The following is a 13,776-nucleotide window of genomic DNA, read 5'->3' on the forward strand; positions in this document are numbered from 1 at the left end:
AGATCCTGCATCCGATGACATCCGACGAGGTCCGGCTCGCCGGTTCAGGCCGATTCAGACCGGCGCGATCACGAGCTCCGCGATGTGGTCTGCCTGAACGGTGAAGCGGAAGCCGAGTTCGGCGATGCCACCCGGAAAGTCGCCCTCGAGGCGCGCGAGCACGACCCAGCCGGAGTCACCTTCACGCCGTTGACCGATGAGCGTCGTCGTGTAGGTGAACTCGGTGGCCACGGTACCCAACCACCCCAGAATCGCATCACGACCGTCGTACCGGATGCGCTCATCCGTGACGCTGGCATCCGCGGCGAACACGTCGATGATCGACTCCCGGCCGCGGATGTCGTCTTTCGCCGCGAGGTAGCGGACGATGGCGGCGGGGAGGGCGTCGGCGTCGTACGGAGCGAAGCGGTTCGAGTTCGTCATGTCGGGGTTCCGTTCTGCGTGGGGCCCGAAGGTGATTCCATCGGGGCGATCAACCGGGGTCGCACAGCCCAGACTGGGCCTTCCCCTCGGGGAAAGGTCAAACGGCGTCGACGGCCCCCGAGGTCAGCGCGATACGCGGAAGACGGGCCAGCCGATCTCCATGACGACGATCCGATCCACTCCGGGGAACCCCGTGACGTACGTCTCACGCACGGGCGCGTCGATCGCGAGCTCATGACGGGCCACGTATTCACCGAGCGCCGCGTACGCGCGCGGGACGGCCGCGTCGGGACCGTGGTGGGTGGCCACGGCCAGCTCGACCGCGGGCAGGTCGAGAACGGCCGCGTCATCGCCGATCGTGCCGTCGTCGAACCCTGGACCCACGGTCAGATACACCGTGGCGGCGCCGTACTCATCCGTGAACAGCTCGTTGGGCCAGACCCCGCCGTATGCCCCCGTGGATGACGGGTCGTTGTTCTCGGCGATGCTCTGCAGGGTGGCGATCCCTCGGCGGAACCACGCGCCGAGCGAATCGAGCGGGATGTCCTCGCTGATCGCCACGACGCGCGTTTCGGGAACGCTGCGGTGGACGATCTCGATGGGCGGGCCGCCGGCTCGAGTATCGAGCGCAGATTCGCGACCGCGGCGCGCGTTGCGCTGAGCTTCGCCTCCATCCGTTCCAGATGCTCGCTCAGCAGCCTCGCTCGCACATCGATGCTCGGCGCAGCCATGAGGTCGCGAACGGATTCCACGGGCACATCGAGTTCGCGCAGCGTCCGGACGATCTGAGCATCCGCGATCTGCTCTGCCGCGTACAGTCGGTACCCGTTCTGGTCGTCGACGTGGGCGGGAGCGAGCACCCCGCTCTGGTGGTAGAAGCGGAGCGCTTTGGCGCTCATCCGGACCGCGCGCGAGAAGTCGCCGATGGTCATGAGGTCACCCACGGGGCGATTATCCCGCAGGATGCTCACGCGTCTGCGGAATCTTCTCCAGATGCCCCCGCGCCACCGTCATCCGTGTCTCCGCTCGCCGGCAGGCTGTGCCAGATGTCGAAGGACACCGATTCCGCACCCCGCGCATCACCGGCGGCGAGAAGCTCGATGAGCTGCTCGTGCCTCGCGACGGACGCGCGTCCATCACCCGTGAACCGGTGTCGCTCGGCCCGGCGCACCAGCGGACCGAACTGTTCGAGAACCGCCTCGAGGGCACGGTTGCCGAGCGCGGCGACCGGGATCATGTGCAATTCGTCGTCGGCTTCGAGCGCGGCGGCGAGGTCGTTCGCGACGAGCGCGTCGGCGAAGCGGCGATTGGCGTCTCGCATGCGGCCGATGTCGTCGGCGCTCAACCGGCCCGTCGTCTCGCGCACCGCCAGCCCGTGCATGGCGGCGATGACGTCGCGCGCATCGCGGACCGCCCGCGGATCGATCGTGCTCACGGCCGTCGATCGGCCGGGCACGGCGACCACGAGTCCACTGGCCCCGAGGCGCAACAGCGCTTCGCGCACCGGCGTGCGACTGACGCCGAGCCAGGTTGCCAGATCACCGTCCCTCAGCTGCTCCCCCGGTTCGAAGGTGCCGTCGACGATCGCGTCGCGGAGGCGCAGATAGACGTCATCGCGGAGCAAGGAGCGGTCTACGCCAGAGCGGCCAGCGGGAATCGGCATGCAATACATTGCGCACACCTCGGGTGGGGATGCAAATCCTCATCCTCTATCGATCCGTGTATTTCAGTGTTCTGCACCGCGGTGCACAACGCGGTGCACAACGCGATGCACAACGCGGCGTGACGCAGCGTGCTCGGCGGAGTGACCTCGTCCGCAGCTTGTTGCTGCATTCGACATGTCAGCGAGCGGTCTGTCCGGCGTCGATCGTCACGGCCGACCCGCTGGTGAATGTCGATTCCTCACTCAGAAGAAAGCACACGGTCGCCGCGATCTCCTCCGGCGCGGCGTAGCGGCCGAGGGGGACGTCCGAAAGAAACGCTTCGTGACCGCCTGGGCCGACTTCATCTTCCACGGATGCCATGAGCTGGCCCGCTACCGGGCCAGGACAGATTGCGTTCACCCGAACATTTCTCGCTGCAAGTTCGAGTGCAGCAGTACGGGTGAGACCCACCACAGCGTGCTTCGAAGCTACATAGCCTGCTATTCCGGGGGAACCAACGAGACCTGCGACGCTCGCCGTGTTCACGATCGAAGCCCCCGAGCGCATCACCGCCGCGACGTGCTTCAGTCCCAGGAACACACCTTTCACATTGACTGCCATCACCCGATCGAACTGGAGGGCGTCGTATTCTTCGACGGGGCTGATCGGCCCGACGATGCCAGCGTTATTGAAGAACGCGTCGACGCGACCGTCTCCCAACGTCATCGCGGCGGCAACGTAGCCCGCCACCGACGGCTCGTCCGTGACATCGGCGACGTGTCCAACGGCCTCTGAGCCCGCCGAGCTGAGCGCACGTACGGTGAGCTGCAGCGCAGCCTCGTCTCGATCCACGCAGAGCACCTTGGCACCCTCACGCGCGAGCCGCAGTGCAGTCGCGCGCCCGATTGTCCCGCCTGCGCCCGTGACAATCGCGGTCTTCCCCGTGAATCTCGCTACTGACATTCGCCGTCTCTTTTCTCGTTCGCGCTGGAAAGGCCAAGCGTGCCAAAATCCAGAGCGGTAAACCATGTACGGGATCCCACAAGAAACACGGCCGAGTGTGATCCGGGATATGCCTATTCGGAGCTCGGTACGCCGAGTTCTGCGAAGAGGCGACCGGCCCCAGGCGGCCGCGAGTTGGGACTCGAAGCGGACTAGAACGCCACGTTCTCGCGTCCCTTGAGCTCGAGAATCTCGCGTGCCTCGGCAGGAGTCGCAACTTCGAAACCGAGCCCTTCGAGCACCTGGCGCATCTTCCGCACCTGTGAGGCATTGTCGGGGGCAAGCTCACCGGGGCCCAGCCAGAGCGAATCCTCCAGTCCGACTCGCACGTTGCCGCCCATCGCGGCCGACATCGCCGCAATCCGAAACTGCGAAGCACCCGCACCGAGGACCGACCAGCGGTAGTCATCACCGAACAGCCGGTCGGCCGTGCGCTTCATGTGCATGACGTCTTCGGGGTGGGTGCCGATGCCGCCGAGGATGCCGAACACGGACTGGATGAAGAGCGGGGGCTTCACCAGCCCGCGGTCCAGGAAGTGCTTGAGGTTGTAGAGGTGCGCGATGTCGTAGCACTCGAATTCGAACCGAGTGTTGTTCTCGTAGCAGGTCGCCAGGATGTACTCGATGTCCTTGAACGAGTTGCGGAAGACCAGGTCCTTCGTAGCCGCCAGAAATTCCGGTTCCCAGTCGAACTTGAACTCCTTGTACCGATCGAGCAGGTGAAACAGCGCGAAATTGATCGAGCCCATATTCAACGAAGCCACTTCAGGCTTGAGGATCTCCGCCGGCTTCACGCGCTCTTCGACCTTCATGAAGGGGCTTCCACCCGTCGTGAGGTTGATCACCGCGTCGGTCGCATCCTTGATCTGCGGAAGGAATCGCATGAAGCCTTCCGGTGTCTGGTCCGGTTGGCCGGTCTCGGGATTGCGGGCATGCAAATGCAGGATCGACGCGCCCGCGTCTGCCGCCCCGAGGGCGTTTTCGATGATCTCGTCAGGCGTGATTGGCAGATGCGCTGACATCGACGGCGGCGTCATCCGGAGGCCGACCCGCTGCTCGGCTGGTCTTCGATCGCACCTCGCGTGTGTGCATCGGGATCGACTTGGGCGCAACGCACGGATCAGTCGGCGTCATGGACCTGTCTGGAGAGGTGCTGCGTGAGGAGAGCAGGGTTCTCGACATCGCGGACGGACCGGCGCAGATCCTGACCTGGGCGCTCGACACCGCAGAGCGCCTCCTCCGCGCGACCGGGCGGAAGAAGCGCCAACTCCTGGGCATCGGGGTGGGGGTTCCCGGTCCCGTCGAGCACTCGACAGGACGACCGATCCGGCCGCCCATCATGCCGGGATGGGATGGCTTCGACATTCCCTCGTTCGTGCAGCAACGGCTTGAAGCACCGGTCCTCGTCGACAACGACGTGAACCTCTTGGCGCTCGGCGAACGCGCTACCCGCTGGCCGGCGGTCAGCGATCTCCTCTTCATCAAGGTCGCGACCGGCATCGGCGCGGGAATAATCCTCGGAGGTGCGTTGCAGCGCGGCGCCCGCGGTTCGGCCGGCGATATCGGCCACGTCCAGGTGCCGGGCGTCGCGGACGATCGCGACCTCGAGGCCATGGCGAGCGCTCCCGCGATAGCGGCCCAACTTGGTCGCGACGGTGCGACGGTGGCCACCGGTGACGTGATCGACCGTATCCGCACCGGTGACCCAACAGCGATCGCTGCAGCCCGGGAGGCTGGACGTGTCATCGGCAAGGTCACGGCGGCGTGTGTCAGCATCCTGAACCCCTCCGTCGTAGTGATCGGTGGACAACTGGGGGTGAATGTGCAGGAGATCATCGCTGGAGTCAGGGAGGTCGTTTATCAACGATCGATCCCCCTGGCAACGCAGCACCTGAACATCGTGCCCGCGGAGGGAGGCGCCACAGCCGGAATCCGCGGGGCGGGGCTGATGGTTCTGTCCGAACGACTCAGCGCATCGGCCGTTGATGACCTGATCGCACAGACCGTGTGACTTGACGGCCTACGTTCGCGGCTCGCACCACGATAATCGTCCGAGTCTCACCTCACACGCGCCTGGGGCACGAACTCGACGGAGGATGCAGCGCCCCGGCTAACTTCGATGCACTTTCAGGACGAGGGCTGCGCGACCGTGCCTACTCCTGGACGGCGAGCGTATTCCTGACACTCGCATCGCAGTACCGCACGAGCTGAGACGGGAACTCCGTCAGTATGCGAGGTAGGCGGAGTGAGCAATCACGAGGTCCTGCCACCCTTGCCCGACCGACTTGAAGACCGGCACTCCTGAGCGCCGAAAAGCAGGTCCCGAGCCACCCGACGTCACCAAATCCCGCAGCGGAACCAGCGCGTCTGCACTCAAGGCACCATCTGCGATCGCCATGACGACATCGCCTGCCTCGCGCAGCGCGGTAGGGACATCCTCGACGACGACCAGCGCGCGCCCCATCAAGACCGCGTCCAGCTCCCGGCGATCGGGGTGGTGAGACCCCACCGCGACGATCATCGCGTCGTCGCGGACCGACGCCCCGTCGAATAGCGGGCGTGCCGCGCTCGTCGCGGCCACGATGATGTCGGCCCGGGGCACGTCGCCGACGACCCCGACCGTGGCATGGATACCGTGCGCCCCGAGCCGGGCGACGAGGGCCGCCGAGCTCTCGTGCGAACGCGAGACGATCCTGATGTCGTCAAGAGGACGTACGGCAAGCAACGCGTGCACATGCCCCTCGGCCTGCGGTCCCGCGCCGAAGACGACGACTCGATGTCCCGCGGGCGCGGCGAGCGCATCCACAGCCACGGCGGACAAAGCCGGCGTCCGGATCGACGTCAACGCCGCGCCGTCCAGCAGCGCCCGGGGGGTGAGCGTCTCGGAGTCCATGAGGATGTACGTCGCCTGGATGCGGGGACGGCCAAGCGCGTCGTTCCCCGGAGCGACCGACAGGACTTTGACCCCCGCCATCCCGCCGTGCTCCGCCGGCATCAGGAGAAGCTCCCCGTGCTCAGTGGGAACGGCAGTCCGGGCGGGCTGTCCGGCCGGATCCAGGCCGCGCCGCAGCGCCGATCGCAGGGCACTCACCGCGTCATGCCACGGGACGAGCGCGAACACGGCGGCGGCGTCGAGCGTGATCACGTCGGAACCGGTCATTCGCCCTCCCCCGTGGTCGCCATGGTGCGTTGACGCGAAATCTCCGCGCGATCACTGTGCAGGATGCCCGGGGTGCGGCGCGACCCCACTGTTAGCCTCGGCGCGCGGCAACCGAGCGCCGCACGGACACAGGGGCTCATGACATGGATATCGACATCATCGCACCCGACCACGAATCGCTTGAGGAGGGTTCCTTCAGCCCGGCCATGCGTGCCGGCGGTTGGGTCTTCACCTCCGGGCAGGTGGGCGAGAGAACCAACGGGACCGTACCCGAGTCGTTCCCGGACGAGGTCGAACTCGCCCTCGACAACCTGGAATCCGTACTCGCCGCGGCGGGGAGCGATCTCGCGCACGTGATGCGGATCGAGGTCATCCTCGCCGATATGTCCGACTTCGCGGCGATGAACGAGGTCTACCGGAAGCGGATGAGTGCCCCCCGGCCCGCCCGTTATACCCATGGCTCTGCTCTCGCGCCGGGGTATCGGGTCGAGTTCGTGGCCACGGCTGTCGTGGTGGATTGAGATGTGCGCGGCATAGCCCGCCGCAGTCCTGCCGGTCATGACGGCCGGATGAGGTCGGCGATGAGGGCGACTCCGTAGCCGGTGCCGCCCGCGGCGCCCAAAGCGTCAGCCGTGTGCCGAAAGGCCGGTCCCGCCATGTCGACGTGCGCCCACGGGACCTCCGCAACGAATCGACTCAGCAAGAGGGCAGCCGTGGAGACGCGCGCTCGAGGTACACCGGGGAAGTTCTTGTAGTCGGCGATATCTGATGTGATCTGTGCGTTCACGTCGGCCTGGAGAGGCATCCGCCACACGCGATCCCCGGTCCGCTCCCCCGCTGCGAGCAGGCGCGACGCGAGGGCGTCGTCCGTCGCGACGAGCGCCGCGAAGTCATCCCCGAGCGCGTTCCGTGCAGCGTAGGTGAGGGCCGCGAGGTCCACGATCGTGCGCGGCCCCATCTCGACGGCCCGTGCGAACGCATCGACGAGGATGACCCGACCCTCGAAGTCCGTGTCCAGGATCTCGAGAGTCGCGCCGTTCCGGACGCGAACGACGTCACCCGGCCGGACCGCGTGCGCACCGGGCATGTTCTCGACGATCGGGATGACGGCCGAGAAGGAGCGACCCGGTGCAAGCGACGGCAGCAGCGAGAATGCGGCGATGACCGCCGCCGCGCCGGCCATGTCGGACTTCATGTCCATGAGCGCTTCGGGGGATTTCAGGGACATCCCGCCCGAGTCGAAGGTCACGCCCTTCGCGACGAAAGCGTATTCGGGCGGCCCCTCACCGAGGGCGAGTTCCAGCAACAGCGGCGGGTGGGCGGATCCCTTCCCGATGGCGATGATGCCACCGTATCCTCCGTCCTCCAGTTCCGCCGCATCCCGGATGACGACATGAACGCCCAGGGGCTCCAGCAGCTCGCGCGCCCGGCGGGCGAGTTCCGCGGGCGTGAGCGCGGAGGGCGGCAGATTGACGAGATCACGTGCGTGCTGCACGGCCGCGGCGATTCGCGCGCCTCGCTCCCAGGCATCCGGAGAGGATGCGCCCGCGCGTGCGGGCAGCGACCGCGATGTGAAGGTCGTCTCGCCGGTCATGCGGAAGCGGTAGCCGCCCCAGGCGATTCCGCGGGCGATCGCGACGACCGCCTCGTCGTCGGGGGACGCGGCGAACGAGTCGATGTCGACCTCGAGCGTGATCGGGTCGGATGCCTCGGACACCGCGAACGCCGCGGACACCCGGCGTGCGATGGCCGCGGCCGCGCGCGCCAACCGCTCGGGCGACGACGCGTCCCGAGCGCCGACGCCGGTGACTCCGACGATGTGGTCGCCCGACTGCTCGATCCGCGTCTGGCCGATGCGCCCGGTGAAGCCGTCCACGCGGCGCGCGTCGAAGACGTCGGTGTCGATGTCGTCCTCGTAGACCGCTCTGACGACGACCGTGCTCATGGCCCGAATCCAGGTTCGACCGGCACCCCGTCCAGCACGACCCTCGGACGCCGGTCGCTCCAGAGCATCGCGGGGTCGTCGAGGGGATTGCCGTCGAAGATCAGCACGTCACCGAAAGCGCCCGGTCCGATCCTGCCGATGCGGTCGTTCCTCAGCAGCGCCGCATTCACCGACGTGACGCTCCGCAACAGCTCGAGCACGCCCGAGACCTCGCTCTGCAGCCGGAGGCCGTGCAGTTGCTCGCTCTCGAGCCCTCCCATCAGGTCGGATCCGAAGCCCACGGGCACGCCCGCGCCGGACGCGCGCTCGATGGCGGTCTTGCCAAGGTCGAGCACCTCGGCATTCTTGGCGAGCCCGATGGAGGTCATGCCCAGCTCGCCGCCGTGGCGGGACATCGCGTCGTATGTGACCAGGGTGGGTACGAGGTACGCACCGGCATCCGCCATCGCGCGCGCCGTCTCCTCGTCGAGCAGGTTCCCGTGCTCGATCGAGCGGACCCCGCCGCGCAGGGCGTGCTGGATGGCTTCCGATGAGTAAGCGTGCGCCGCCACGTAGCTTCCGCGCCGGGCCGCCTCCTCGGACACGACGCGGATCTCTGCCAGTGAGTACTGCGGGATCTTCAGCGGATCGGTCGGTGAGGTCACACCGCCCGACGCCATGATCTTGATGGCGTGCGCTCCCCCGTGCAGGCGGCTCCGCACGGCGATCCGCAACGCGTCCACCCCGTCGACGATCTCGAGGCCCGGGCCGCCGTGGAAGCAGAGCGTGTCGTCGGGCGAGGTCGGGTCGCCGTGCCCGCCGGTCTGACTCAGGGCCGCGCCGGAGTAGAAGTAGCGCGGCGAGGTGAACAGGCCCTGCTCGATCGCGGTGTGCAGTCCTGCGTCACCGCCTGCGACGTCCCGAACGGTCGTGAATCCGCGTCGCAGAGCCGCGCCCAAGCGCTTGCGCGCGAGCAGGGCGACATAGCTGAGGTGACGGGTCTCGTTGTGCAGGAGGTTGAGCGACACTGCGTACGCGTGCAGGTGGGCGTCGATGAAACCGGGGGTGACGACCCCGCCGCGAGCGTCGATCTCGGCGATACCGTCGAGCGCCGAATCGTCGGCGTCGAGCATGACACCATCGCGGATGACGAGGTCACGCTCAACCAGCGCTGCGGACGATCCATCGAACAGCAGGCCGTTGCGGATGCGCAGGGAACCGCCACGGGTGCGGAAGTGCGTCATCGGGACACCTCCGGAAAGATCTCGGCACGAGCAGCGGCGACGGCGTCGGTCGCCGCCGCCGTGAGTTCCACCGCGACGGCGACCGACTCGTCATCGAGGCTTCCCTCGGGTCCGAGGAAGTTGATCGAGCCGATCGTCTCGCCCGCGTGCACGACGGGCGTGTTCACGATCGCGCCGCAACCGAGCGACTCGATCGTCGCCCAGTCGAAGAAGAACTCCCGCACCGCCTCACGGTCCGCGCCGAGGAACGGCCGCTGGCCCGCGACGACCTGATCGAGCCAGATCGGCGACGTCTGCGTCGGGTCCAGCCTCTTCCGGCCTCCCACGGCGTACACCTCGGGGTGCGTCGAGTACACCCGCGAGATCTCGGCACCGTCCGGCGTGAGCACGGTGACCGTGACGAGGATGCTGCCGAGTCGCCGGGCGGCGGACTCGGCGGTCTGGGAGAGGGACAGTGAGGACATGTGTGAAGCTCCGGTTCGTGGGCGGTCAGCGGTCGACGGACGGGGACGGTGGCTGCGGGAGGGATGTGAGGTCGAGGGCTGCGAGCAGCAGGTGCGTTGACAGCAACTCCGCCGGGCGGTCCAGGTGGATCCCGAGAGCGGCCGCGCGCCGCAGGCGCAACTGAAGAGTGTTGCGGTGGACACCGAGCTGCTCCGCCGCGGCGGTGACGGAGCCCGCAGAGTCCAGGTACGCGACGACCGTGGCGATGATGTCGGCGGCGTTCGGGTCCGCCAGCAGCCGGGGGTAGGCGGTCCGTGTCAGGTCGATCGCTTCCTCGGCGGGAAGAAGTCGTCGCACGAGGGGCAGACCGAAGCGCCGGAAGTCGATGATCGGGCCGCCCGGTTCGGCGAGGCGCGCTGCCAGTCCCGCTCGGCGGAGCAGGTTCGAAACTTGCTCCGTGCCATCCGGGTCAAGCGCGACGCCGACGGCCGTGCCGAGGGGCCCGAGACCCGAGTCCGCGAGCTGCTGAAGCGCGCCGTCGACCTCGGCGGACGGGTGTGCGAGCGGCACCAACGCGAACCACCCGGCATGCATCCGCGCGAGCGGCACACGAGGGAACGCCTCGCGCCAACGACTGTTCACGACAGGGGCGATGCGATCCGCCCGATGATCGATGTCGCCCTCGACCACCCTGAGGACGACGGCCGCGAGCGGCGTGCCCGCGGGCCACCGTCGAAGCGTCGATTGGTCCGGGCGAGCGTCGTCGACGGCGCTGCCCTCGTGCAGGCCGGTGAGGGCGGCGAACGACAGTAATGGCGCGGCGTCGACGAGGTCGTCGAGTTCCTGCGCGAGCAGAAGCGCTCGCAGGGTCATGCCGGCTCGTGCGAGCGCCTGCTCGGCGAACACCTGCTGGGGAAGCGGGACGGCCGCAACCAGCTCCGGACCCCGCCTGCCGCCTGTCAGCACCAACCTGATCGTCACCGGTTCAGGCGGCCGCTCGCCGTGCGAGACGAGCTCGATTCCTTCCACGAGGACCTGAACGTGCGCGTCGCCGATCTCCTGCGAGATCTCCCTCAGTACCTCCGGGATCGTCGTGGCACGGGAGACACGACTGTGAAGCGCGTCGAGGCGGGACAGTATCCCCGCCTCGAGCGCTCCGAGTTCGCGCGCCAGCGTGAGAGCCGTCCGGTCGATACCCACCGCCGTCGTGAAGAGCGCGACGCCGAATCTGCGAGCCAGCTCGATGACCGACTCCGAGAAGGACTGCTCGGACACGACCAGCGCCACGGCACGACGTTCCCACGCATAGCGCAGAGCAACGGAGACCACCCAGCCACCCAGGGCCAGTTCTTCGCCGAGCAGCACGATGCTGTCGGGACCGACCTCCAGGATCTGGTCGACGTGCGTGACGAGGGCGATGTCGCGCACCGACTGCGCAGAGGACGGGACATGGTGAGCGGTAAGCCCCACGCTGTCGTGAGCCAACAGAAGATCGCGCAGGCTCACGCCGCGTCGCATAGCGCTCATCGGACCCGTCCTGCCCGGGCGGGACCCACGACGTGCATCGCCATGGGTTCGACAAGCGCGCGACCCTCGGGCGAGTACCACTGGGCCGCGGCGGGGAAGCTGATGAGATCGAGCTTGTTACCGACCCAGAGATCGTCGAGGCTGGCGACACTGGCATCTTCGGGCCGCACCATCGTGATCACGTCCGGTACGACGGCCTGGATGGCGCCGTCGACGAGCATCATGAGGATCTCGTTCTGGATCTCGAGCCGCACGATGCGCCCTTGGGCTTCGTCGACCAGGGTCGCACTGGAGGGCCGGTCGGGCAGGCCGGGAACGGATGGGCGCGAGAGTCCCTCCACATCGGTGACGCGGGCTCGGATGACCTTTCGCATCCCGAGCAGCGTCGTGAGTTGTGCGTACTTGGCCTGCGTGTGCAGTGCGGAATCGAGGATCTCGCCGATCTCGATGAGCCGGCTGATGCTGCCGATCACCCCGTGCGCCTGCAGCTGGGTCGCGGTCACCGGGTAGGAGGCGGTCGCCGCCCACCCGCCGAGTTCGGACGCGAGCGCGCGGACGATCCGTTCGGCTCGAGCCGGGGCGACGACATCGACCACCGCGGTCTCACCGGTGGGGCCGGTCAGCGCGATGGGCCCGGCGCTCAGGCCGGCTAGCGCGAGGGTCGTCTGGCTGACCAGCGGGAAGACGCGCCCCATGGGATCGGCGTCGACCAGGGGGAGCCCGGTCTGCACGGCCACATTCACCGGGACCATGGCGTTCACGCTGGCCGCCGCGAGCGGGAAGATCCCGCGCAGCGGCACACCCAGCCGTTCCTGCAGCAGCTTCAGCGCCGTCTCGAACTCGTCACCGACGGGGATCATCTCCGAGAACATCAGGCCTCGGTTCACGAATCCGATGGATGTCGTCATGTCCCCGGGATCGAGGCCGTCCGCCGACACCAGAACGGGTCCCTCGCCGCTGCGTTCGATGAGCGACAGCGTCGTATCTCGATACTGCTTGGCGCTCTCGTGATCGATCGTGCAGGCCACGAACATCGCGCCCGTGCAGAGGTGTCGGACGTCGACCGCGGTGAGTCGTCGAGGGGTCATGCGCGCCCGCCCTCGAGGACGCGCTCGGCGGGGATGCCGGAGCCCTGAGTATCGGCAACCCCGCGCACGCGCACGCGGATCATCTGGGCTTCGCCGTATGTCGTCGCCAACACCCGGGATTCCGTGACACGGACGCGCGCGGGGTGCGCCCCCCACGCCACGAGGTTCGCGCGGGCGATCGCCTCGCCGTCGGCGAGCGCCCGTTCGATGTCCTCCGCACCCAGCACCCGGGCGACGCGATTGTGCCAATAGGAGGCCGGCGCAACCGCGGCGCCCACCGCGACCAGATCCTCATCGGTGACGATCAGGGGAGCCAGGCCGAAGACGGCCAGGTCCTGTTCCGCGCCCTCGGCGAGTACCGTCACGGGCGGCTCCACCGACCCCGAGAGGAGCAGGTCCGTAAGCGGGACGACATGCGCGAAGCTCGAGGCGAGCGACATTCCGCCGGGGAGGGACGTCCGGCTGACGACGGACGGAAGACCGTCCACGAACTCCCCGATCCGCACGGCGCCCGGCCGGGCGACGATGATCCGTCCGTCGGTGCGGCCCGCGACGGCGGCACCCCCGAGCATCTCGCCGGCGACATCCGCGCGCATCGAATGGACGGGCGTGATCGGCAGCCGCGACAGGGGGGTACATCCGCCCTCGTTCGTTGCCACGAACGCCCGGACACCCTCGCCGGCGCCAAGCGCGACGGCGTCCGCGAGAGACGCCGCGAGACGTTCGGCGCTGGCGAGCATGACGGCGTTCAGGATGGCGGTGAACTCACGCACCAGGAGCGAGTCGCTGTAGAACGCGCTCGACTCCGTGACGCTGCCGACCGACACGGTCGAGCGAAGGACCTCGGCCGCTCGACGTTCGTGCTCCGGGTTGACCGGAGAGCCCGCGGCGGAGACCACGAGGTGCGACCCCGGCTCGATGTGCCCGGCGAGACCACGCAAAGCCTCCTCGTCCAGCGGCACGAGTTCGTGACCGAGGGCGTTGTGGCCCCCGCCGATGTGCGCGACATCGACCGGGATTCGTTCGGCGGGCCACAGATGACGCCGTGGCTCGCGCGGCTTGCGCGGCTCGATGAGCACCGAGACGACCTTGGTGTCGGCGTCCCGGACGAGCGCCTGGCTCACGTCGAAGACAACGGCCGAGACCGCATCACCGGCGTCGCCGCACAGGCGCCTGAGGATCTCGGCGACAGGCCGCGTCGGATCGCCCTGTGACGATCTCCGCGCGCGCGTCAGCCGCCCGTCCTCATGGACGGCGACGGCCGATATCTCGCGCCGCGTGACGCGCACGCCGATTCGCATAAGATCCTTCCGCGGCCCGG

Annotated in this window: 14 protein-coding genes and 1 pseudogene; 2 read left to right on the forward strand and 13 right to left on the reverse strand. The window is 68.1% G+C overall.

The genetic code is table 11. The features are described 5' to 3' along the window. Positions 1-54 precede the first annotated feature (54 nt). From CGU35_RS13120 to CGU35_RS13145, 6 genes and pseudogenes are all read right to left on the reverse strand, one after another. On the reverse strand, positions 55-423 hold the full coding sequence (locus tag CGU35_RS13120; RefSeq protein WP_100812023.1) for a DUF4440 domain-containing protein: 369 nt from the start codon (positions 421-423) through the stop codon (positions 55-57). A 123-nt stretch (positions 424-546) separates the two neighbouring features. Beyond that, positions 547-1,170 carry a GyrI-like domain-containing protein gene (locus CGU35_RS18615; protein ID WP_100812024.1) on the reverse strand — a complete coding sequence of 208 codons (624 nt, stop codon included), beginning with the start codon at positions 1,168-1,170 and terminating at the stop codon, positions 547-549. After that, a pseudogene (locus tag CGU35_RS18835) lies at positions 1,161-1,355 on the reverse strand (MerR family transcriptional regulator); the annotation flags it as partial. The gene CGU35_RS18615 and the pseudogene CGU35_RS18835, both read right to left, overlap by 10 nt. Positions 1,356-1,390: 35 nt before the next feature. Beyond that, positions 1,391-2,047 (reverse strand): GntR family transcriptional regulator, encoded by a 657-nt coding sequence (locus tag CGU35_RS13135; protein ID WP_308455388.1) that lies wholly within the window; start codon positions 2,045-2,047, stop codon positions 1,391-1,393. A gap of 217 nt (positions 2,048-2,264) precedes the next feature. Continuing rightward, complete coding sequence (locus tag CGU35_RS13140) at positions 2,265-3,095, reverse strand: SDR family NAD(P)-dependent oxidoreductase (RefSeq protein ID WP_198519590.1); 831 nt, start codon at positions 3,093-3,095, stop codon at positions 2,265-2,267. A gap of 125 nt (positions 3,096-3,220) precedes the next feature. After that, positions 3,221-4,105, reverse strand: a complete 885-nt coding sequence (locus tag CGU35_RS13145; protein WP_100812028.1) for a 3-keto-5-aminohexanoate cleavage protein — start codon at positions 4,103-4,105, stop codon at positions 3,221-3,223. Between the two features lie 47 nt (positions 4,106-4,152). Here CGU35_RS13145 and CGU35_RS13150 point away from each other — a divergent pair, with 47 nt between their 5' ends. Continuing rightward, the gene (locus tag CGU35_RS13150; protein ID WP_100812029.1) at positions 4,153-5,079 is read left to right on the forward strand and encodes an ROK family protein; all 927 of its coding nucleotides are present in this window, start codon (positions 4,153-4,155) and stop codon (positions 5,077-5,079) included. A gap of 213 nt (positions 5,080-5,292) precedes the next feature. On the opposite strand, the gene CGU35_RS13155 is transcribed toward CGU35_RS13150, so the two are convergent. Next, complete coding sequence (locus tag CGU35_RS13155) at positions 5,293-6,228, reverse strand: ornithine cyclodeaminase family protein (protein ID WP_100812030.1); 936 nt, start codon at positions 6,226-6,228, stop codon at positions 5,293-5,295. Between the two features lie 143 nt (positions 6,229-6,371). On the opposite strand from CGU35_RS13155, the gene CGU35_RS13160 reads away from it, so the two are divergent. Then, positions 6,372-6,749 carry a RidA family protein gene (locus tag CGU35_RS13160; protein WP_100812031.1) on the forward strand — a complete coding sequence of 126 codons (378 nt, stop codon included), beginning with the start codon at positions 6,372-6,374 and terminating at the stop codon, positions 6,747-6,749. Positions 6,750-6,784: 35 nt separating this feature from the next. On the opposite strand, the gene CGU35_RS13165 is transcribed toward CGU35_RS13160, so the two are convergent. The 6 genes from CGU35_RS13165 to CGU35_RS13190 are packed head-to-tail and all read right to left on the reverse strand — an operon-like array spanning position 6,785 to position 13,756. Continuing rightward, the gene (locus CGU35_RS13165) at positions 6,785-8,173 is read right to left on the reverse strand and encodes a leucyl aminopeptidase (protein ID WP_100812032.1); all 1,389 of its coding nucleotides are present in this window, start codon (positions 8,171-8,173) and stop codon (positions 6,785-6,787) included. Beyond that, positions 8,170-9,396 carry a metal-dependent hydrolase family protein gene (locus CGU35_RS13170; RefSeq protein ID WP_100812033.1) on the reverse strand — a complete coding sequence of 409 codons (1,227 nt, stop codon included), beginning with the start codon at positions 9,394-9,396 and terminating at the stop codon, positions 8,170-8,172. The genes CGU35_RS13165 and CGU35_RS13170 overlap by 4 nt, the downstream gene beginning before the upstream one ends. Further along, positions 9,393-9,860 (reverse strand): GAF domain-containing protein, encoded by a 468-nt coding sequence (locus tag CGU35_RS13175; protein WP_181003311.1) that lies wholly within the window; start codon positions 9,858-9,860, stop codon positions 9,393-9,395. The genes CGU35_RS13170 and CGU35_RS13175 overlap by 4 nt, the downstream gene beginning before the upstream one ends. A 25-nt stretch (positions 9,861-9,885) precedes the next feature. Next, on the reverse strand, positions 9,886-11,367 hold the full coding sequence (locus CGU35_RS13180; RefSeq protein WP_100812034.1) for a PucR family transcriptional regulator: 1,482 nt from the start codon (positions 11,365-11,367) through the stop codon (positions 9,886-9,888). After that, positions 11,364-12,455: a DUF917 domain-containing protein gene (locus CGU35_RS13185; RefSeq protein WP_100812035.1), complete on the reverse strand. Its 1,092-nt coding sequence runs from the start codon at positions 12,453-12,455 to the stop codon at positions 11,364-11,366. Before CGU35_RS13185 ends, CGU35_RS13180 begins: the two co-directional genes overlap by 4 nt. After that, positions 12,452-13,756, reverse strand: a complete 1,305-nt coding sequence (locus CGU35_RS13190; protein WP_100812036.1) for a hypothetical protein — start codon at positions 13,754-13,756, stop codon at positions 12,452-12,454. The genes CGU35_RS13185 and CGU35_RS13190 overlap by 4 nt, the downstream gene beginning before the upstream one ends. Positions 13,757-13,776 lie beyond the last annotated feature (20 nt).

Origin of the sequence: Microbacterium sp. BR1 (assembly GCF_002812725.1) — a bacterium.
In the GTDB taxonomy this organism is placed as follows: Bacteria; Actinomycetota; Actinomycetes; order Actinomycetales; family Microbacteriaceae; genus Microbacterium.